We start from the raw sequence: 13,079 nt of genomic DNA on the forward strand, positions 1-13,079 counted from the left end.
ACACTATAACAGAGAAGCCACCCCTTTGCCAACTTAAGACCGACTAAAAATGCATTAAAAGCTTTCACATATCATTTTTCTCATCTATACTGCGGCAATCACACGCAAAGGGGATGGCAATGCCAGAGGAGGCTGGTGAGCAACTGGGACTGAGGACGTTGGAGGACATCAGCGCGCTGATTCTCCAATCCCACGATCTGCAGGAGACTCTGGACAACATCGTTAACCTGGTGGCTAAGAGGATGTCCTCTGACGTCTGCTCCATCTACCTCCTGGAGGAGGATGGCGAGACGCTGAGGCTGCACGCGACCCGTGGTCTTTCCAGGCTCTCGGTCGGCATCACCATGAAGATCTCGGAGGGGCTCACCGGCCTCGTCCTTGAGCAGCGCGGCGTGGTCGCCACCGACAACGCCCCCCGGCACCCCCGCTACAAGTACTTCAGGAAGACCAAGGAGGAGAAGGTCCTTTCCTTCCTCGGTGTCCCCTTCTTCGAGCGCGACACCCCCATGGGGGTCCTGGTCATCCAGAACCGCGAGGCCAGGACCTTCACCCCCCAGGAGATCAGCGCCGTCTCCACCATCGCCTGGCAGATCTCCAGCATCGTCTCCAACGCCAAACTGCTCGACTCCGTGCGCAAGAAGGAGGAGGAGCGCGCCTTCTACGCCGCCGAGGTGGACCGCCTCAAGAAAAGCGGCGTCCTCAAGGAGGGAGGCCGCCCGTCGCGCAAGTCCCCCTCCGCAGCCGCCCTGACCGGCATCGGCATCTCCCCCGGCTTCGCCCTGGGCAAGGTCTCCATCCTGCACCACAGGGGCGCCAGCGAGGAGGCTGTGCTGGAGCGGGCCCGGCCGCGCGCGGAAGAGCTCAACATGTTTCAGCAGGCCCTGGAGAAGGCCCGCATCCACACCATCTACATGGAAAAGAGGATGGGGGAGCTCCTCTCCGAGGCGGACGCGTCCATCTTCCACAGCCACCTGATGATCCTCGAGGACCGCGGTTTCATCGCCAAGATCACCGCCCTCATCGAGGAGGGACTCGGCGCGCACCGCGCGGTGAACCAGGTGGTGGAGGCCTACGTCTCCGCCTTCGCCAGGATGGAGGACCCTTACCTGCGCGAGCGCTCCGCCGACATGGAGGACATCGGCCGCAGGATCTGCGACGCCCTGAACGGCCACAGCAAGCACCGCGAGCGCCTGCGCGACGAGCGCATCATCGTGGCGCGCGAACTGCTCCCCTCCGACCTCGCCATCATGGACCACGGCAAGGTGATCGGCATCGCCACCGAGAAGGGAAACCAGAACGCCCACTCCGCCATCATGGCGCGCGCCCTCGGCATCCCCGCCGTCTTCGGCGTGGAGGGGCTCTTGCAGCGGGTCGGCGTCAGGAGCGAGGTGGTGGTCGACGGCAACTCCGGCTGCGTCTACATAAACCCGGACCAGGGCGTCAAACAGGAGTACGTGCGGCTGCAGGGGGAGTTCGACCAGAAGCAGCGCGCCCTGGAGGAGATCCGCGACCTCCCCGCCCGCACCCCCGACGGCTGCACCATCACCCTCCTGGCCAACATCGGCCTTTTAAGCGACCTGAAGGTGGCCCACCTGCACGGGGCCGAGGGGGTCGGCCTGTACCGCACCGAGTTCCCCTTCATGACCCGCGCCTCGCTCCCGACGCGCCAGGTGCAGGCGTCGGTGTACCGCAAGGTGCTGGAAGGGTTCCCCGGGCTGCCGGTGCACATACGGACCCTCGACATCGGCGGCGACAAGGGGCTATCCTACTTCCCGCACCCCAAGGAGGACAACCCGTTCCTGGGGTGGCGCTCCATGCGCCTGTCGCTGGACCGGGAGGACATCCTGAGGGAGCAGCTGGCCGCCATACTGATCGCCTCCACGTCGGGGAAGTGCAACGTGATGTTCCCGATGATCTCGGGAGTGGACGAGGTGCGGCGCATCAAGGCGATCCTGGAGCAGGTGAAGGACGAACTGACCCGCGAGGGGCGCGGCTTCGACGGGGAGATCGGGCTTGGGGTGATGGTGGAGTTGCCGGCGGCTGTGCTCGTGGCCGACATGCTGGTGAAAGAGGTGGACTACCTGAGCATCGGCACCAACGACCTCATCCAGTACACCCTCGCCTGCGACAGGAACAACCCCAGGGTGAGGAAATGGTACGACCCGTACCATCCGGCGGTGCTCCGTTCGATCAAGAAGGTGGCGGTTGCCGCGGCGGACGCGGGGAAACCGGCGTCGCTGTGCGGCGAGATGGCGGGAGAGCCGATCAACGCGATACTGCTCATGGGGCTTGGCCTGCGCAGCTTCAGCCTGTCGGCGCCCAACATCCCCCGGGTGAAGGAGGCGGTACGTCGCATAAGCCTGCAAAAGGCGCGGGAGATCGGCGACCGGGTGCTCGGCATGGAGAGCGCCCAGGCGATACGGGAATACCTGGAAGCGACCCAGCGGGAACTGGGGCTTTAGAAAAACGAAGGCCGGGTCCCATGGGGAGCCCGGCCTTTTTGGTCTATATCCAGCAGTCGCCGCCGTCGTAGTTCATCTGATCGGAGCCGTTCTTCCTGGAACGCAGCTTCGCGTTGCGCACGCACCCTTTCAGCTTGTCCATCGCCTCGTCTTTCGCTTCGCCCAGCTTCTCGCGGACCTCGCGACCGGTTTTCGGGGTAAAGAGGAGAGCGGCACCCGCGGCTACCGCGGCTCCGGCCAGGAAGGCCAGCAGAGCGGCCTGTTCGCTTTTCTTCGACATGTCGTATGCTCCTTTTTGGTTCTGGAAGTTGTAACCGGAGAAAAATGTGCAGTCATTCTTATCACATTCCGCAGCGCAATAAAACCCCCAACAACAAATAAAGACGCTTTTCCCGTCATCCGGTTTTCTGATTTGAATTGAACCGCATTAGATGCTACTATCCGTCGGTAAATAATCTCAAAGGAGATGTACATGTTTTCCTTCAAGAAATCCTCTGTGCCCGTCGCTGCAGCCCTCTTATTGGCCTTGACGCTTCCCGCAGCCGCGCAGGAACCCGTTAAGGAACCCGTTAAGGAAGCGGCCAAAGAAGCTGCCAAAGACCAGGGCAAGGACCCGCTCAAAGAGGCCGCCGAACTCGCCAAGGAGCAGCAGCTGCGCGAGCAGTCCCAGCAGTCGCAGCACCCCGCCAACATCGCGGTGCTGCGCGTCAACGGATCCGTGATCACCAAGCTGGACATGGACCGCGCCCTCAAGGTCATGCTGGCCCAAAGCCAGGTGAAGCAGCCCCTGGCGCCCGAGGCCCAGAAGGAAGCCGAGGCCGCCGTGCTGGACCAGCTCACCTCGGTTGAGCTTCTGTACCAGGAGGCGAAAAAGCTCGAAATCCCCGACCTGGACAAGCAGATCGCCGACAAGGTGTCCGTGAACCGGGCCAAGTTCAAGACCGACCAGGAGTTCATCGAGGCGCTCAAGAGCGTCGACATGACCATGCAGGACATGAAAGACTTCACCCGCAAGGACATCGTCATCAACAACTTCATCGAACAGCAGTTCACCGCCAAGGCGGCGGCCACCGACGCCGAAGCGAGGAAGTTCTACGAGGATAACAAGGACGCCTACTTCAAGCAGCCCGAGGCCGTTCGCGCCAGCCACATCCTGGTGGGTGCCGACGCCAAGGCGACCCCCGAGGAGCGCAAGCGCGCCAAAGAGCGGGCCGAGGCCCTGCTCAAGCGGGTGAAGGCCGGCGAGGATTTCGCCGCCGTCGCCAAGGCCGAGTCCTCCTGCCCCTCCGCGAGCCAGGGAGGCGACCTGGGCGCCTTCGGTCGCGGGGAGATGGTTCCCGCCTTCGAGAAAGCCGCCTTCGCGTTGAAGACCGGCGAAGTGAGTGGCGTGGTCGAGTCCGAGTTCGGTTACCACATCATCAAGGTCACCGACAAGCAGGAAGCCGGCGCCGAGAAGTTCGAGAACGTGAAGGACAAGATAGCCGACTTCCTGAAAAAGCAGAAAGTGCAGCAGGAAGTGTCGAGCCTCGTCGAGCAGTTGAAGAAGACCGCGAAGATCGAGAAGAACTAGTCCCGCACCTCCGTTGCTGCAACAAAAAAGGGCCCGTCGATACGGGCCCTTTTTTCGTTCTGGATTTACGCCTCCATCCCCAACGGAGTCCGGAAAGCGCCTGCTACGTTGCCACGAAGTGCCCCTCGCGAACTCACGCCCCCCGTGCGATGGGGGGACAGGGGGGATTTGCCTTGGCCTTGGCCTATGCCGCCGTCGTCGGCGGCGGTACGAACACCCTCGCCGCCAGCTCGGTATCGAGCATCAACAGTCCCTGCCCGTTGTCCCCGATCAGCTTCAGCTTCCCGATGATATCCCGGTCGTTCTCCTCCTCCTCGATCTGCTCGGTGACGAACCACTGCAGGAAGATGTTGGTGGCGTGGTCCTTCTCGGACAGGGCGAGGTCGGTAAGCTCGTTGATGGAGGCCGTGATGGTGAGCTCGTGCTTCAGGGTCTGCTCGAACATGTCCAAAAGGTTCTTGAACTCCGCCGGCGGCGCGGCGATGGCCTGCAGCTTCACGTGCTCGCCGCGGCTGTTGATGTAATTGTAAAACTTCATGGCGTGAACCATCTCTTCCTGGTACTGGACCATGAACCAGTTGGCGCTTCCTTTGAGTCCGATGGAAGAGGCATAGGAAGACATGGAGAGGTAGAGATAGGCGGAATAAAGTTCGTTGTTGAGCTGTTTGTTGAGAGCGGCGCCCAGCTTTTGGGTCAGCATCGGGTTTTCCTCCTTTAGATCAAATGGCAGATAGTCTGGAACAGCATTCTTCGTGGGTCCAGATACTATGTTACCCAAGGCTGTGCCGTTGGCAAGCGAGGTATACGCGAGGAGGACAGGTCTCAGGTACGGGAATCGACGGGGCGGCTCTCCCCCTGGAGATGGCGTTTGTAGATCCTTGCGGCGGGAGTCTTCAGATAGAGCAGCAAGGTGGCGAACTCGGTGAGGGCCGTCAGGTAATCGGCGCCGCGAACCTTGGACCCCTTGACGTCGCGCCATTCCTGCAGCGGGATCTCCACCCAGTTGGCGCTCACCTCGTCGCTGGAGCACTCAAGCACCAGGGGAAAGCGGGCCAGCATCTCGACGTCGAAGGTCCACCTCACCTTGAAGGGGGCGGAGAAGACCATCTTGAGCGCGGTGGAATTGCGGAAGATCTTGGCGCCGCACTGGGTATCGTAGACGTTCATGCCGAGGAGCAAGGAGGCGCAGGTGGCGAAGATCCGGCCCAGGTAGTGCCTGAGCGGCCTGCGCCTGATCCTTCTCCCCAAAAGGCGCACGCGCGAGCCAAGCACCGCGTCGACCTGGCGCTCTTCCAGCACCTTTCGAAAATCCGCGATGACCTCGAGCGGCGTGGCCAGATCGGCGTCCCAGTAGCCGACGTAATCGAAGGGCCCGTCGCTCGCCTCGAGCATCCCGCGCCGGACCGCCTCGGCCTTGCCGCAGTTCCTCTCCAGATCGAGCACATCGACCTGGGCGGGAAAGCTATCCCTCATCGATTTCAGTATCGCCGAGGTGGCGTCCGTACTGCCGTCGTTCACGAAGAGGAAGGACAAGGAGGGGTCGCTGTGCAGGGCGGCGAGGAAAGCCTGCGGGGTAAGGCGCTGCGCTTCGTTGTAACAGGGGACTACGATCCGTGTTTTTCGCACAGCACCCATCCTGTGAGGCCGGGAATCTTTAATCCCAGGCGCCCCGCGGCAAAGAGCATCTTGTTGTCCAGTTTCAGCGCCAGGTGGAGCATAGAGGTGATCAGCGCGCCTCCGCGCCACCCCCCTACCCCTTCGGAGGCGTCGGCGGCTTTGAGCAGTTTGAAGAGCACCAGCTTCGGCAGCAGCAGGGATGCGAACAGGTAACCGGAACGACGCACCGTCAGCCCGGCGGCCTCGGCGACCCGCACCAGTTGCGGCAGGCTGTAGCGGCGGTAGTGGCCGAGAAAGACGTCATGTCCGCTGAAGATGCCCTGAAAGGCCGGCACGGTGATCAGGACCAGGCCGGCGGGAGCGAGGTGCCGCCGCACCACGCCGTGGAGGAAGGGACCGTCATCCTCGATATGCTCGAGCACGTCCAAAAGAAGGACCAGGTCGAAGCCCCCCTCCTCCGGCAGTTCCTTCCGGAAGGTGATACCCGCCTTGGTCGCCGCGAACTCCGCCAGTTGTCGCGGGGAAAGGTTACTGTCCACCGCTGTGATGGCACGGCCAGCGACATCCCTGAACAGAGTCTCGGCAACGAAACCGTCGCCGCAGCCAATATCGAGGATGCGCATTCCCGCGGTCAGGTGCTCCGAGAGGATGTCGCGCAGCGCCTCCACTCGGGCGGTTTCCCATGGGTGCCTCGTGTGCTGCCCCGCCTGTGCCTCTTTCAGGTCCATGCCGCCGTAACCATGCCCTTGTCAGTCCAGTTAAGATGGCGCCAATGTCTCACATCGCCAGTGCATAGTCAACGGTTGCGGGCCACTGCTCCTCGATACGTCCAGACTCCCCTCTCCTCCCGGGAGAGGGTCGGGGGGAAGGGATCCTATTTCCCCGTCCGCTCCATGAATATCTTGATCAGGTCGATGGGCACCGGGAAGATCGTGGTGGAATTCTTCTCCGCCGCAATCTCCGTCAGCGTCTGCAGGTAGCGCAACTGCAGCGACATCGGCTCGTTGGCCATCACCTGCGCCGCCTGGGCCAGCTTCTCGGAAGCCTGCAGCTCGCCCTCGGCGTGGATGACCTTGGCGCGCCGTTCGCGCTCCGCCTCGGCCTGTCGCGCGATGGCCCGCTGCATCTCCTGCGGCAGGTCGATGTTTTTCACCTCGACGGTGGAGACCTTCACCCCCCAGGGCTCCGTCTGCCGGTCCAGGATCTCCTGGAGTTCCTTGTTGATCTTTTCCCGGTTGGCGAGGAGTTCGTCGAGATCCACCTGGCCCAGGACGCTCCTGAGAGTCGTCTGGGAAAGCTGGCTGGTCGCGTACAGGTAGTTCTCCATCTCGACCACCGCCCGCACCGCGTCCACCACGCGGAAGTAGACGACCGCGGAAACCTTGACGGTCACGTTGTCGTGGGTGATCACGTCCTGGGAGGGGACGTCCATGGCGACGATGCGCAGCGAGACCCGCACCAGGCGGTCGATGCCCGGGATGATCAGCACGAGGCCCGGCCCGCGCACCTTCTTGACCCGGCCGAGCCGGAACAAAACCCCTCGCTCGTATTCGGGGAGAATGCGGATCGCGTTGGCCAGAAATGCCACGACAAGGAACAGGACCACCAGGACCGGAAACACATTCACCACGTTCATGATTCCCTCCGCGGACAGCTCTTATTAAAAAGCAGAAAAACCCGCCCAAGTATATCGGAACAAGGCTTTACGTCAAATTGGCGTATTGCCAAATGCAGCCATCCATGTTATTGAAGAAATCTCTAACACTGGGAACCTACCGAATGAAACCCACCATAAAAATACTTCTCATAGAAGACGACGACGGCAGCCGCGAGGCGATGCTCATCCTGCTCAAGGCGAGCGGGTTCGCCATCAAGGGGTGCTCCAGTGGCAAGGAGGGGCTGGACCAGTTGGCCGGCGAGCCGTTCGACATCGTCATCAGCGACCTGTTCCTGCCCGACATGAACGGCATCGACATCCTGACCCGGGTGAAGCAGGATTCCCCGCGCACCGAGGTGATCCTGGTCACCGGCCACGGTTCCGCCGAGACCGCCGTGCAGGCGATGAAGAAAGGCGCCTACGACTACATCACCAAGCCCCTCAACATCGAGGAGCTGCGCATCATCATCGACAAGGCCGTCGAGAAGGGTCAGCTGTTAAGCGAGAACGTCTACCTGAAGAAGCAGTTGCAGGACAAGTACGAGTTCGCCAACATCATCGGCAACTCGCAGGCCATGCAGCAGCTCTTCTCGCGCATGAAGAGGATCATCAAGACCGACTCCACCGTGCTCATCCTGGGGGAGTCCGGCACCGGCAAGGAGCTGGTCGCCAAGGCGATCCACTTCAACGGCAATAGAAAGGACAAGCCCTTCATCGCCGTCAACTGTTCCGCCATCCCGGAGAACCTCCTGGAGAGCGAGCTGTTCGGCCATGTGAAGGGGGCCTTCACCGGCGCGGTGAAGGAGAAGGTCGGCAAATTCGAGGCCGCCAACTACGGCACCATCTTCCTTGACGAGATCGGCACCCTCCCCATGCACCTGCAGACCAAGCTCTTGCGCGTGCTCCAGGAGCAGGAAGTCGAGCGGGTCGGGTCCAACAAGCAGATCAAGCTCGACGTCCGCGTCATCTCCGCCACCAACGTGAACCTCGAGGAGGAAGTCGCGCGCGGCAACTTCCGCGAGGACCTCTTCTACCGGCTTAACGTCATCCCCGTCCTCATTCCGCCCCTGCGTGAGCGCATCGAGGACATCCTCCCCCTCACCCGTCATTTCCTGGAGAAGAACTGCCGCAGCATGCAGCGTCCCACCATGCACCTCGACAAGGAGGCCCTCGAGGCGTTGGAGGCGTATCCGTGGAACGGCAACGTGCGCGAGTTGGAGAACATCATGGAGCGCATCGTCGCCCTCACCGAAGGCGACGTGATCACCCTGCGCGACCTTCCCGCCAACATTGCCAAGAACTACCAGGAAGGCGCCCACTCCGTCAGCGTCACGCCGGCAGGTATCGACATGGTGCAGGCCATCAGCGAGATCGAAAAGCGCATGATCGGCGAGGCCTTGCAGTTGTCCGGCGGCGTCAAAGCCCGGGCCGCCGCCATGCTCAGCATCAACCGCACCACCCTCGTCGAAAAGATGCGCCGCCTGGGTATGCCGCTGTAGACTCGCCGTTAGTTGTCGTTGTTGTTGCTGCTCTTCGCTCGGCCCCACTACCGCCCTAAAGACCTATTGAAAAACCCGAACGTTGAAAGAAGGAGTCGGACGTGCCTGGAGGTATTCGCTGGAAGCAGCGCTTCAACAATTACCTGAGGGCGCTGAACATCTTGACAGAGGCAGTACAACTGGCGGAAGAACGGCAACTGACCAAACTGGAAGAACAGGGCATGGTTCAAGGCTTCGAGTTCACCCATGAGCTGGCCTGGAATGTCCTGAAGGATTATCTGGACGAGAAAGGAATTGTCGGCCTCATCGGGTCGAAAGACGCGACACGTGAGGCCTTCAAAAACGGGCTCATAGAAGACGGTACCGCCTGGATGGACATGATAAAAGCTCGCAATCTCAGTTCCCACACCTATAATCCAGAGACGGCGGAGGAAATCGTAGGCAACGTCCTTACCCGCTTTTACCCTCAATTTAAACTGATGGCGGAAAAATTCACTGTGCTGGCTGCGGACGAGGACGACTGATGCCCTACGGCTTAAGCGAGGAGACCATCGAAAAGATCTGCGATGTTTTCAGCCGTCACCCCAGTGTCGAAAAGGTCGTCCTGTACGGATCACGGGCGAAAGGCAATTTCAAGCCCGGGTCCGACATAGACCTCACCCTTTACGGCACACTCCTCACAACGTCCGAGCTCGGCTCCATTGCAGAAGAGCTTGACGACCTTTTATTGCCCTACAAGATAGACCTCTCCCTGTTTGCCCGACTGAATCACGCGGAGTTAACGAATCATATCGAGCGGGTCGGAGTGTTGTTTTATCAAGGATCATCCAGTTAAGACCGGTGCCGCCATGCTCAGCATCCCCCCCTGGTCGAATAGATGCGTCACCTCGGCATGCCGCTGCAGCCTTTCGCCCCTCCTGCCCTTCCTTCTTCCTTTCCCTCACCCCCTGTTGCCGGCCAGTGCACACAACTCCATAGGAGATTCCATGCTGACCGCTGAATTTGCATAAGCGCCCACAGCCCACAGCCCATACCCCAGCACCCAAATGACAAAAGGCACCGGCAACGCCCAGGTGCCTTTTGTCATTGGATTGGGAACAAGCACTGCTCAGGACTTAAATGACTTCATAGATGCGAACCTCGGGCTGGTCTTGCAGGTACGGGCTGAGTTCCTCCACGACATCTTTCGTGAAGAGCTTGCTCTCGAGGTAGGCTTTGGCATCGGCAACAGTGGCGAAACCGTGCAGAACCTGGACGTCCTCCTCCCTGACGAGCAGTTGCTTCGACTGCGCCCCCTTGATCTGCTTCAGGAATGGTTCCTTGTACTTCTTGTACACTTCAGCGGCGGCGGGCCGATTTTCATCGGACACCTTCAACGTGATCTCGAGATACGCCATGGTGTTCCTCCTTTCCAGTTTTTGCAGCGGTATCGCAGCAGGTAAACATTTTACCAGATTTTACCGGGTCTCCTTCTCTTCATACAGCAGGTACAGCTGCCTCAACTGATAGTTCCCGCCCGGCATTCATGAGATTTTCAGATTCGAATGGCGAACACACTGCAAACATCGAACAATTAGGGATGTCCACCTTTCCCTCCCGATATTGATCGGATCCTGTCGCCTTTCGGGGGCGTCAGCATTTGGCGATGTACAGAACGAGCTATCCTTCTTTGACTTATACAGCCTTTTAATTTAATCTAGGCACCACCTGCTCCAATCACTGGACGTGCCTGACCAGGAAATTGAAGGGCAGTGGGCACAAGAAGCCACTGAACGCTGGGAAGGCTACCTTGCTGGAACAATCCCTTCCGTCTCCGCATCCGAGGCTTTCGAAAAATACAAGCCATGAAAGTTAGGTTGAAATTGTCGTTGTAGCCATTGCGCACATGCATCGAAAGCCGATGTACTGGAAAAAACTTTAAGATCTAGGAACCATGATGAACGAACAAAGCACCGTGCGCTGCAGCTTGGAGCGACATGTGGATGCGATACTCGAAATATTCAACGACGCGATCGTGCACTCGACCGCACTCTACGAGTACCAGCCGCGGACACGGCAATTCATGCAGAACTGGTTCGAGAGCAAACAGTCAGCCGGGTTCCCGGTTATCGGTATCGAGGACGGGGATGGGGTGTTGCTTGCGTTCGGGAGTTATGGCACCTTCCGTGCCTTTCCTGCTTTCAAATACACGGTGGAACACTCGGTATATGTGCACAAGGATCATCGTGGGCATGGACTGGGCCGTGCGGTGATGCAGGAGTTGATAGCGGCGGCCAGGGAGAATGGGGTGCATGCCATGATAGGCGGCATCGATGCGACCAACACCGGAAGTATCGCGCTGCATGAGCAGCTTGGCTTCAAGCACGTCGGCACCCTCCCCCAAGTCGGCTTCAAGTTCGGTGCCTGGCTCGACCTCGCCTTCTACCAGTTGTTGCTCGATACACCCGCCGATCCGATCGATGGCTGATTGACCGCGCCGGCCTGCCGAAGGTGTATCAGGTCGGTGGCACCTCCTCTGGTTTCCGCTGCCATGGCCAGTGTCCTTCCCTGAAGCAAGGACTACCACCAGGAAACGCGACCTCCTAGTTAGGGGACGCGGCATCCTAGTTAGGGGACGCGGCATCCTAGTTAGGGGACGCGGCATCCTAGTTAGGGGACGCGGCATCCTAGTTAGGGGACGCGACATCCTAGTTAGGGGACGCGACCTCCTAGTTAGGGGGCGCGGCATCCTAGTTAGGGGGCGCGGCATCCTAGTTAGGGGACGCGACCTCCTAGTTAGGGGACGCGGCATCCTAGTTAGGGGACGCGACCTCCTAGTTAGGGGACGCGACCTCCTAGTTAGGGGACGCGACCTCCTAGTTAGGGGACGCGACCTCCTGGTTAGGGGACGCGGCATCCTGGTTAGGGGGCGCGGCATCCTGGTTAGGGGGATCAGGCCTCCGGAATTACGGGATTTGGCCACCTGATAGTGCGGTTTGGCGCTTCTTGGATAGGGGGAGATCGTGGTTTGGGGACGCTGGGACCAACTTAAGGGGGCACAGGTAGATGGTTGGTGATGTTAGTCCAGACGAGGGGTGATGTGAATGGAGGGTGCCATGACGGCACCCTCGCAGGTTTCCCGGGGGAATTCAAGAGATCAGGACGCTGGTGATCGAAGACCAGGGCCCGGGGCCATCAGGACCGTGGTGCCTCATCCTGAAGAAGGTATTGCCCGGCTCAAGATCATCCAGGAGCATATTTTTGGCATCAGGGAACATGGATTTGTGGAACCAATCCGACTCGCTCGCAGGGTCCTTGGTATTGATATGAATCTCATGGTTGTACGCGCCAGGCGATGAACTTGCTCTAGCCATGGCTTTTCTCGGTTCCCCTAAATTGGTGACAGTGAAATCGGGGGGAGAGGCAAGAGGCAACTTGGTCCTGCGGTAAGTCCTACGCTCTTGAGCGATGTTGAATCCAGTAGTGTACAGGGCATCTGGGTTCCGCATCGACACAGCCTCCAGGAACGAGGCCATCTCATCGAGGAGGGCAATGATCTCTTCAATGAGTTTGTCCCGGTCGCGGATCAGAAGCCGGTCGCCATTACTGGCCAGGCGGTAGGCTGTTGCCAGCGCCGTAACCAGTTCGACGAACTTTTGCAGGAGCGCGGCATTGCCTCCCCAGACCGAATCCGGATAGTTCTTGTTGCCAATCAGGCTGAGATGCACCTTCTGTGTAAATGAAAGAAACTCCTTAGGACTAAGCCGACGATAGTCCCTCTTTATTCTCTTCTGCATGGCCATTGATGCCTCCTTTGCCGTGGTGCGTTGGCTATCCGTTAAGATTAACCTACACTAATCGTGCTAAAGGATATAGAGCACCTTCCGGGATGTCAAGCAACAGAGCGAGGTCTTTTCATTGCGGTGCGACTACAGGATATGCGCCGCACTTTGGGGCAGGTCACTCCGATACCGGCGGTGCCCATTTCAGCTTCGGGCCTGACTTTTTTGGCGCTTCCGCCGACTCCTTCCCGCCAGCGGGAGCGGACTGCTTCCCGAGCAGGAGTGCCCTTACCTTTTCGGAGAGGGGAACGGAGGTCTCGCCGACGGTAATATCCTGAATATCTTTGGCGTGCCCGGCCAGCTCGATGGTCTGTTTCTCCCCCGAGGCGTACTTGATGACCAGTGTGTCGGCAAGGGCCGTCCCGCTGATGGCCACAGAGATGACGGCTGCCCCTAACGATTTTAGTTTCCACTTCATACGGACTCGGTTAAGCTTCATGAACTACTCCTATT

Annotated in this window: 15 protein-coding genes and 1 pseudogene; 8 read left to right on the top strand and 8 right to left on the bottom strand. The window is 59.8% G+C overall.

The genetic code is table 11. The annotated features are described in order from the left end of the window. Positions 1-119: 119 nt before the first annotated feature. On the top strand, positions 120-2,462 hold the full coding sequence (gene ptsP / locus KOL99_RS05965) for a phosphoenolpyruvate--protein phosphotransferase (RefSeq protein ID WP_216509569.1): 2,343 nt from the start codon (positions 120-122) through the stop codon (positions 2,460-2,462). 43 nt (positions 2,463-2,505) lie between these two features. Here the strand turns inward: ptsP and KOL99_RS05970 are convergent, their stop codons facing one another. Then, entirely contained in the window at positions 2,506-2,742 is a 237-nt protein-coding gene (locus KOL99_RS05970; RefSeq protein WP_216509570.1) for a YtxH domain-containing protein, read from the bottom strand. A 192-nt stretch (positions 2,743-2,934) separates the two neighbouring features. Here KOL99_RS05970 and KOL99_RS05975 point away from each other — a divergent pair, with 192 nt between their 5' ends. Then, complete coding sequence (locus KOL99_RS05975) at positions 2,935-4,032, top strand: peptidylprolyl isomerase (protein WP_216509571.1); 1,098 nt, start codon at positions 2,935-2,937, stop codon at positions 4,030-4,032. Positions 4,033-4,216: 184 nt separating this feature from the next. On the opposite strand, the gene KOL99_RS05980 is transcribed toward KOL99_RS05975, so the two are convergent. The 4 genes and pseudogenes from KOL99_RS05980 to KOL99_RS05995 form a co-directional block, all read right to left on the bottom strand. Next, positions 4,217-4,732, bottom strand: a complete 516-nt coding sequence (locus tag KOL99_RS05980) for a ferritin (RefSeq protein ID WP_216509572.1) — start codon at positions 4,730-4,732, stop codon at positions 4,217-4,219. 122 nt (positions 4,733-4,854) lie between these two features. Beyond that, positions 4,855-5,658 carry a glycosyltransferase gene (locus KOL99_RS05985; protein ID WP_216509573.1) on the bottom strand — a complete coding sequence of 268 codons (804 nt, stop codon included), beginning with the start codon at positions 5,656-5,658 and terminating at the stop codon, positions 4,855-4,857. A gap of 224 nt (positions 5,659-5,882) precedes the next feature. Further along, a pseudogene (locus KOL99_RS05990) lies at positions 5,883-6,377 on the bottom strand (class I SAM-dependent methyltransferase); the annotation flags it as partial. Between the two features lie 146 nt (positions 6,378-6,523). Next, a complete protein-coding gene (locus tag KOL99_RS05995; protein WP_216509575.1) occupies positions 6,524-7,285 on the bottom strand; it encodes a slipin family protein in 762 nt (253 codons plus the stop codon). Between the two features lie 143 nt (positions 7,286-7,428). Between KOL99_RS05995 and KOL99_RS06000 the strand changes: the two genes are divergently transcribed. From KOL99_RS06000 to KOL99_RS06010, 3 genes are all read left to right on the top strand, one after another. After that, positions 7,429-8,805: a sigma-54-dependent transcriptional regulator gene (locus KOL99_RS06000; protein ID WP_216509576.1), complete on the top strand. Its 1,377-nt coding sequence runs from the start codon at positions 7,429-7,431 to the stop codon at positions 8,803-8,805. A 101-nt stretch (positions 8,806-8,906) separates the two neighbouring features. Continuing rightward, a complete protein-coding gene (locus tag KOL99_RS06005; protein WP_216509577.1) occupies positions 8,907-9,329 on the top strand; it encodes a nucleotidyltransferase substrate binding protein in 423 nt (140 codons plus the stop codon). Further along, on the top strand, positions 9,329-9,640 hold the full coding sequence (locus KOL99_RS06010; RefSeq protein ID WP_216509578.1) for a nucleotidyltransferase domain-containing protein: 312 nt from the start codon (positions 9,329-9,331) through the stop codon (positions 9,638-9,640). The genes KOL99_RS06005 and KOL99_RS06010 overlap by 1 nt, the downstream gene beginning before the upstream one ends. A 280-nt stretch (positions 9,641-9,920) precedes the next feature. On the opposite strand, the gene KOL99_RS06015 is transcribed toward KOL99_RS06010, so the two are convergent. Beyond that, positions 9,921-10,202, bottom strand: a complete 282-nt coding sequence (locus KOL99_RS06015; RefSeq protein WP_216509579.1) for a hypothetical protein — start codon at positions 10,200-10,202, stop codon at positions 9,921-9,923. Between the two features lie 310 nt (positions 10,203-10,512). Between KOL99_RS06015 and KOL99_RS06020 the strand changes: the two genes are divergently transcribed. The 3 genes from KOL99_RS06020 to KOL99_RS06030 all read left to right on the top strand — a co-directional run bounded on the left by KOL99_RS06020 (position 10,513) and on the right by KOL99_RS06030 (position 11,771). Further along, positions 10,513-10,653, top strand: coding sequence for an addiction module protein (locus tag KOL99_RS06020; protein ID WP_216510273.1), 141 nt, complete (start codon positions 10,513-10,515; stop codon positions 10,651-10,653). Positions 10,654-10,741: 88 nt separating this feature from the next. Continuing rightward, complete coding sequence (locus KOL99_RS06025; protein WP_236025847.1) at positions 10,742-11,272, top strand: GNAT family N-acetyltransferase; 531 nt, start codon at positions 10,742-10,744, stop codon at positions 11,270-11,272. 70 nt (positions 11,273-11,342) lie between these two features. Then, positions 11,343-11,771: a hypothetical protein gene (locus KOL99_RS06030; RefSeq protein WP_216509581.1), complete on the top strand. Its 429-nt coding sequence runs from the start codon at positions 11,343-11,345 to the stop codon at positions 11,769-11,771. A 162-nt stretch (positions 11,772-11,933) separates the two neighbouring features. On the opposite strand, the gene KOL99_RS06035 is transcribed toward KOL99_RS06030, so the two are convergent. Continuing rightward, positions 11,934-12,587: a hypothetical protein gene (locus KOL99_RS06035; RefSeq protein ID WP_236025848.1), complete on the bottom strand. Its 654-nt coding sequence runs from the start codon at positions 12,585-12,587 to the stop codon at positions 11,934-11,936. Between the two features lie 157 nt (positions 12,588-12,744). Beyond that, positions 12,745-13,065: a hypothetical protein gene (locus KOL99_RS06040; RefSeq protein WP_216509582.1), complete on the bottom strand. Its 321-nt coding sequence runs from the start codon at positions 13,063-13,065 to the stop codon at positions 12,745-12,747. Positions 13,066-13,079: the final 14 nt, after the last annotated feature.

It is taken from the genome of Geomonas azotofigens (assembly GCF_018919395.1).
In the GTDB taxonomy this organism is placed as follows: domain Bacteria; phylum Desulfobacterota; class Desulfuromonadia; order Geobacterales; family Geobacteraceae; genus Geomonas; species Geomonas azotofigens.

Bases quoted from the DNA above. Each gene is read 5' to 3' on its own strand.
- KOL99_RS06035 (WP_236025848.1), bottom strand. From the start codon at position 12,587: ATGGCCATGCAGAAGAGAATAAAGAGGGACTATCGTCGGCTTAGTCCT.
- KOL99_RS06010 (WP_216509578.1), top strand. From the start codon at position 9,329: ATGCCCTACGGCTTAAGCGAGGAGACCATCGAAAAGATCTGCGATGTT.
- KOL99_RS05975 (WP_216509571.1), top strand. From the start codon at position 2,935: ATGTTTTCCTTCAAGAAATCCTCTGTGCCCGTCGCTGCAGCCCTCTTA.
- KOL99_RS05995 (WP_216509575.1), bottom strand. From the start codon at position 7,285: ATGAACGTGGTGAATGTGTTTCCGGTCCTGGTGGTCCTGTTCCTTGTC.
- ptsP (WP_216509569.1), top strand. From the start codon at position 120: ATGCCAGAGGAGGCTGGTGAGCAACTGGGACTGAGGACGTTGGAGGAC.
- KOL99_RS06015 (WP_216509579.1), bottom strand. From the start codon at position 10,202: ATGGCGTATCTCGAGATCACGTTGAAGGTGTCCGATGAAAATCGGCCC.
- KOL99_RS06040 (WP_216509582.1), bottom strand. From the start codon at position 13,065: ATGAAGCTTAACCGAGTCCGTATGAAGTGGAAACTAAAATCGTTAGGG.
- KOL99_RS05980 (WP_216509572.1), bottom strand. From the start codon at position 4,732: ATGCTGACCCAAAAGCTGGGCGCCGCTCTCAACAAACAGCTCAACAAC.
- KOL99_RS06025 (WP_236025847.1), top strand. From the start codon at position 10,742: ATGAACGAACAAAGCACCGTGCGCTGCAGCTTGGAGCGACATGTGGAT.
- KOL99_RS05970 (WP_216509570.1), bottom strand. From the start codon at position 2,742: ATGTCGAAGAAAAGCGAACAGGCCGCTCTGCTGGCCTTCCTGGCCGGA.
- KOL99_RS06000 (WP_216509576.1), top strand. From the start codon at position 7,429: ATGAAACCCACCATAAAAATACTTCTCATAGAAGACGACGACGGCAGC.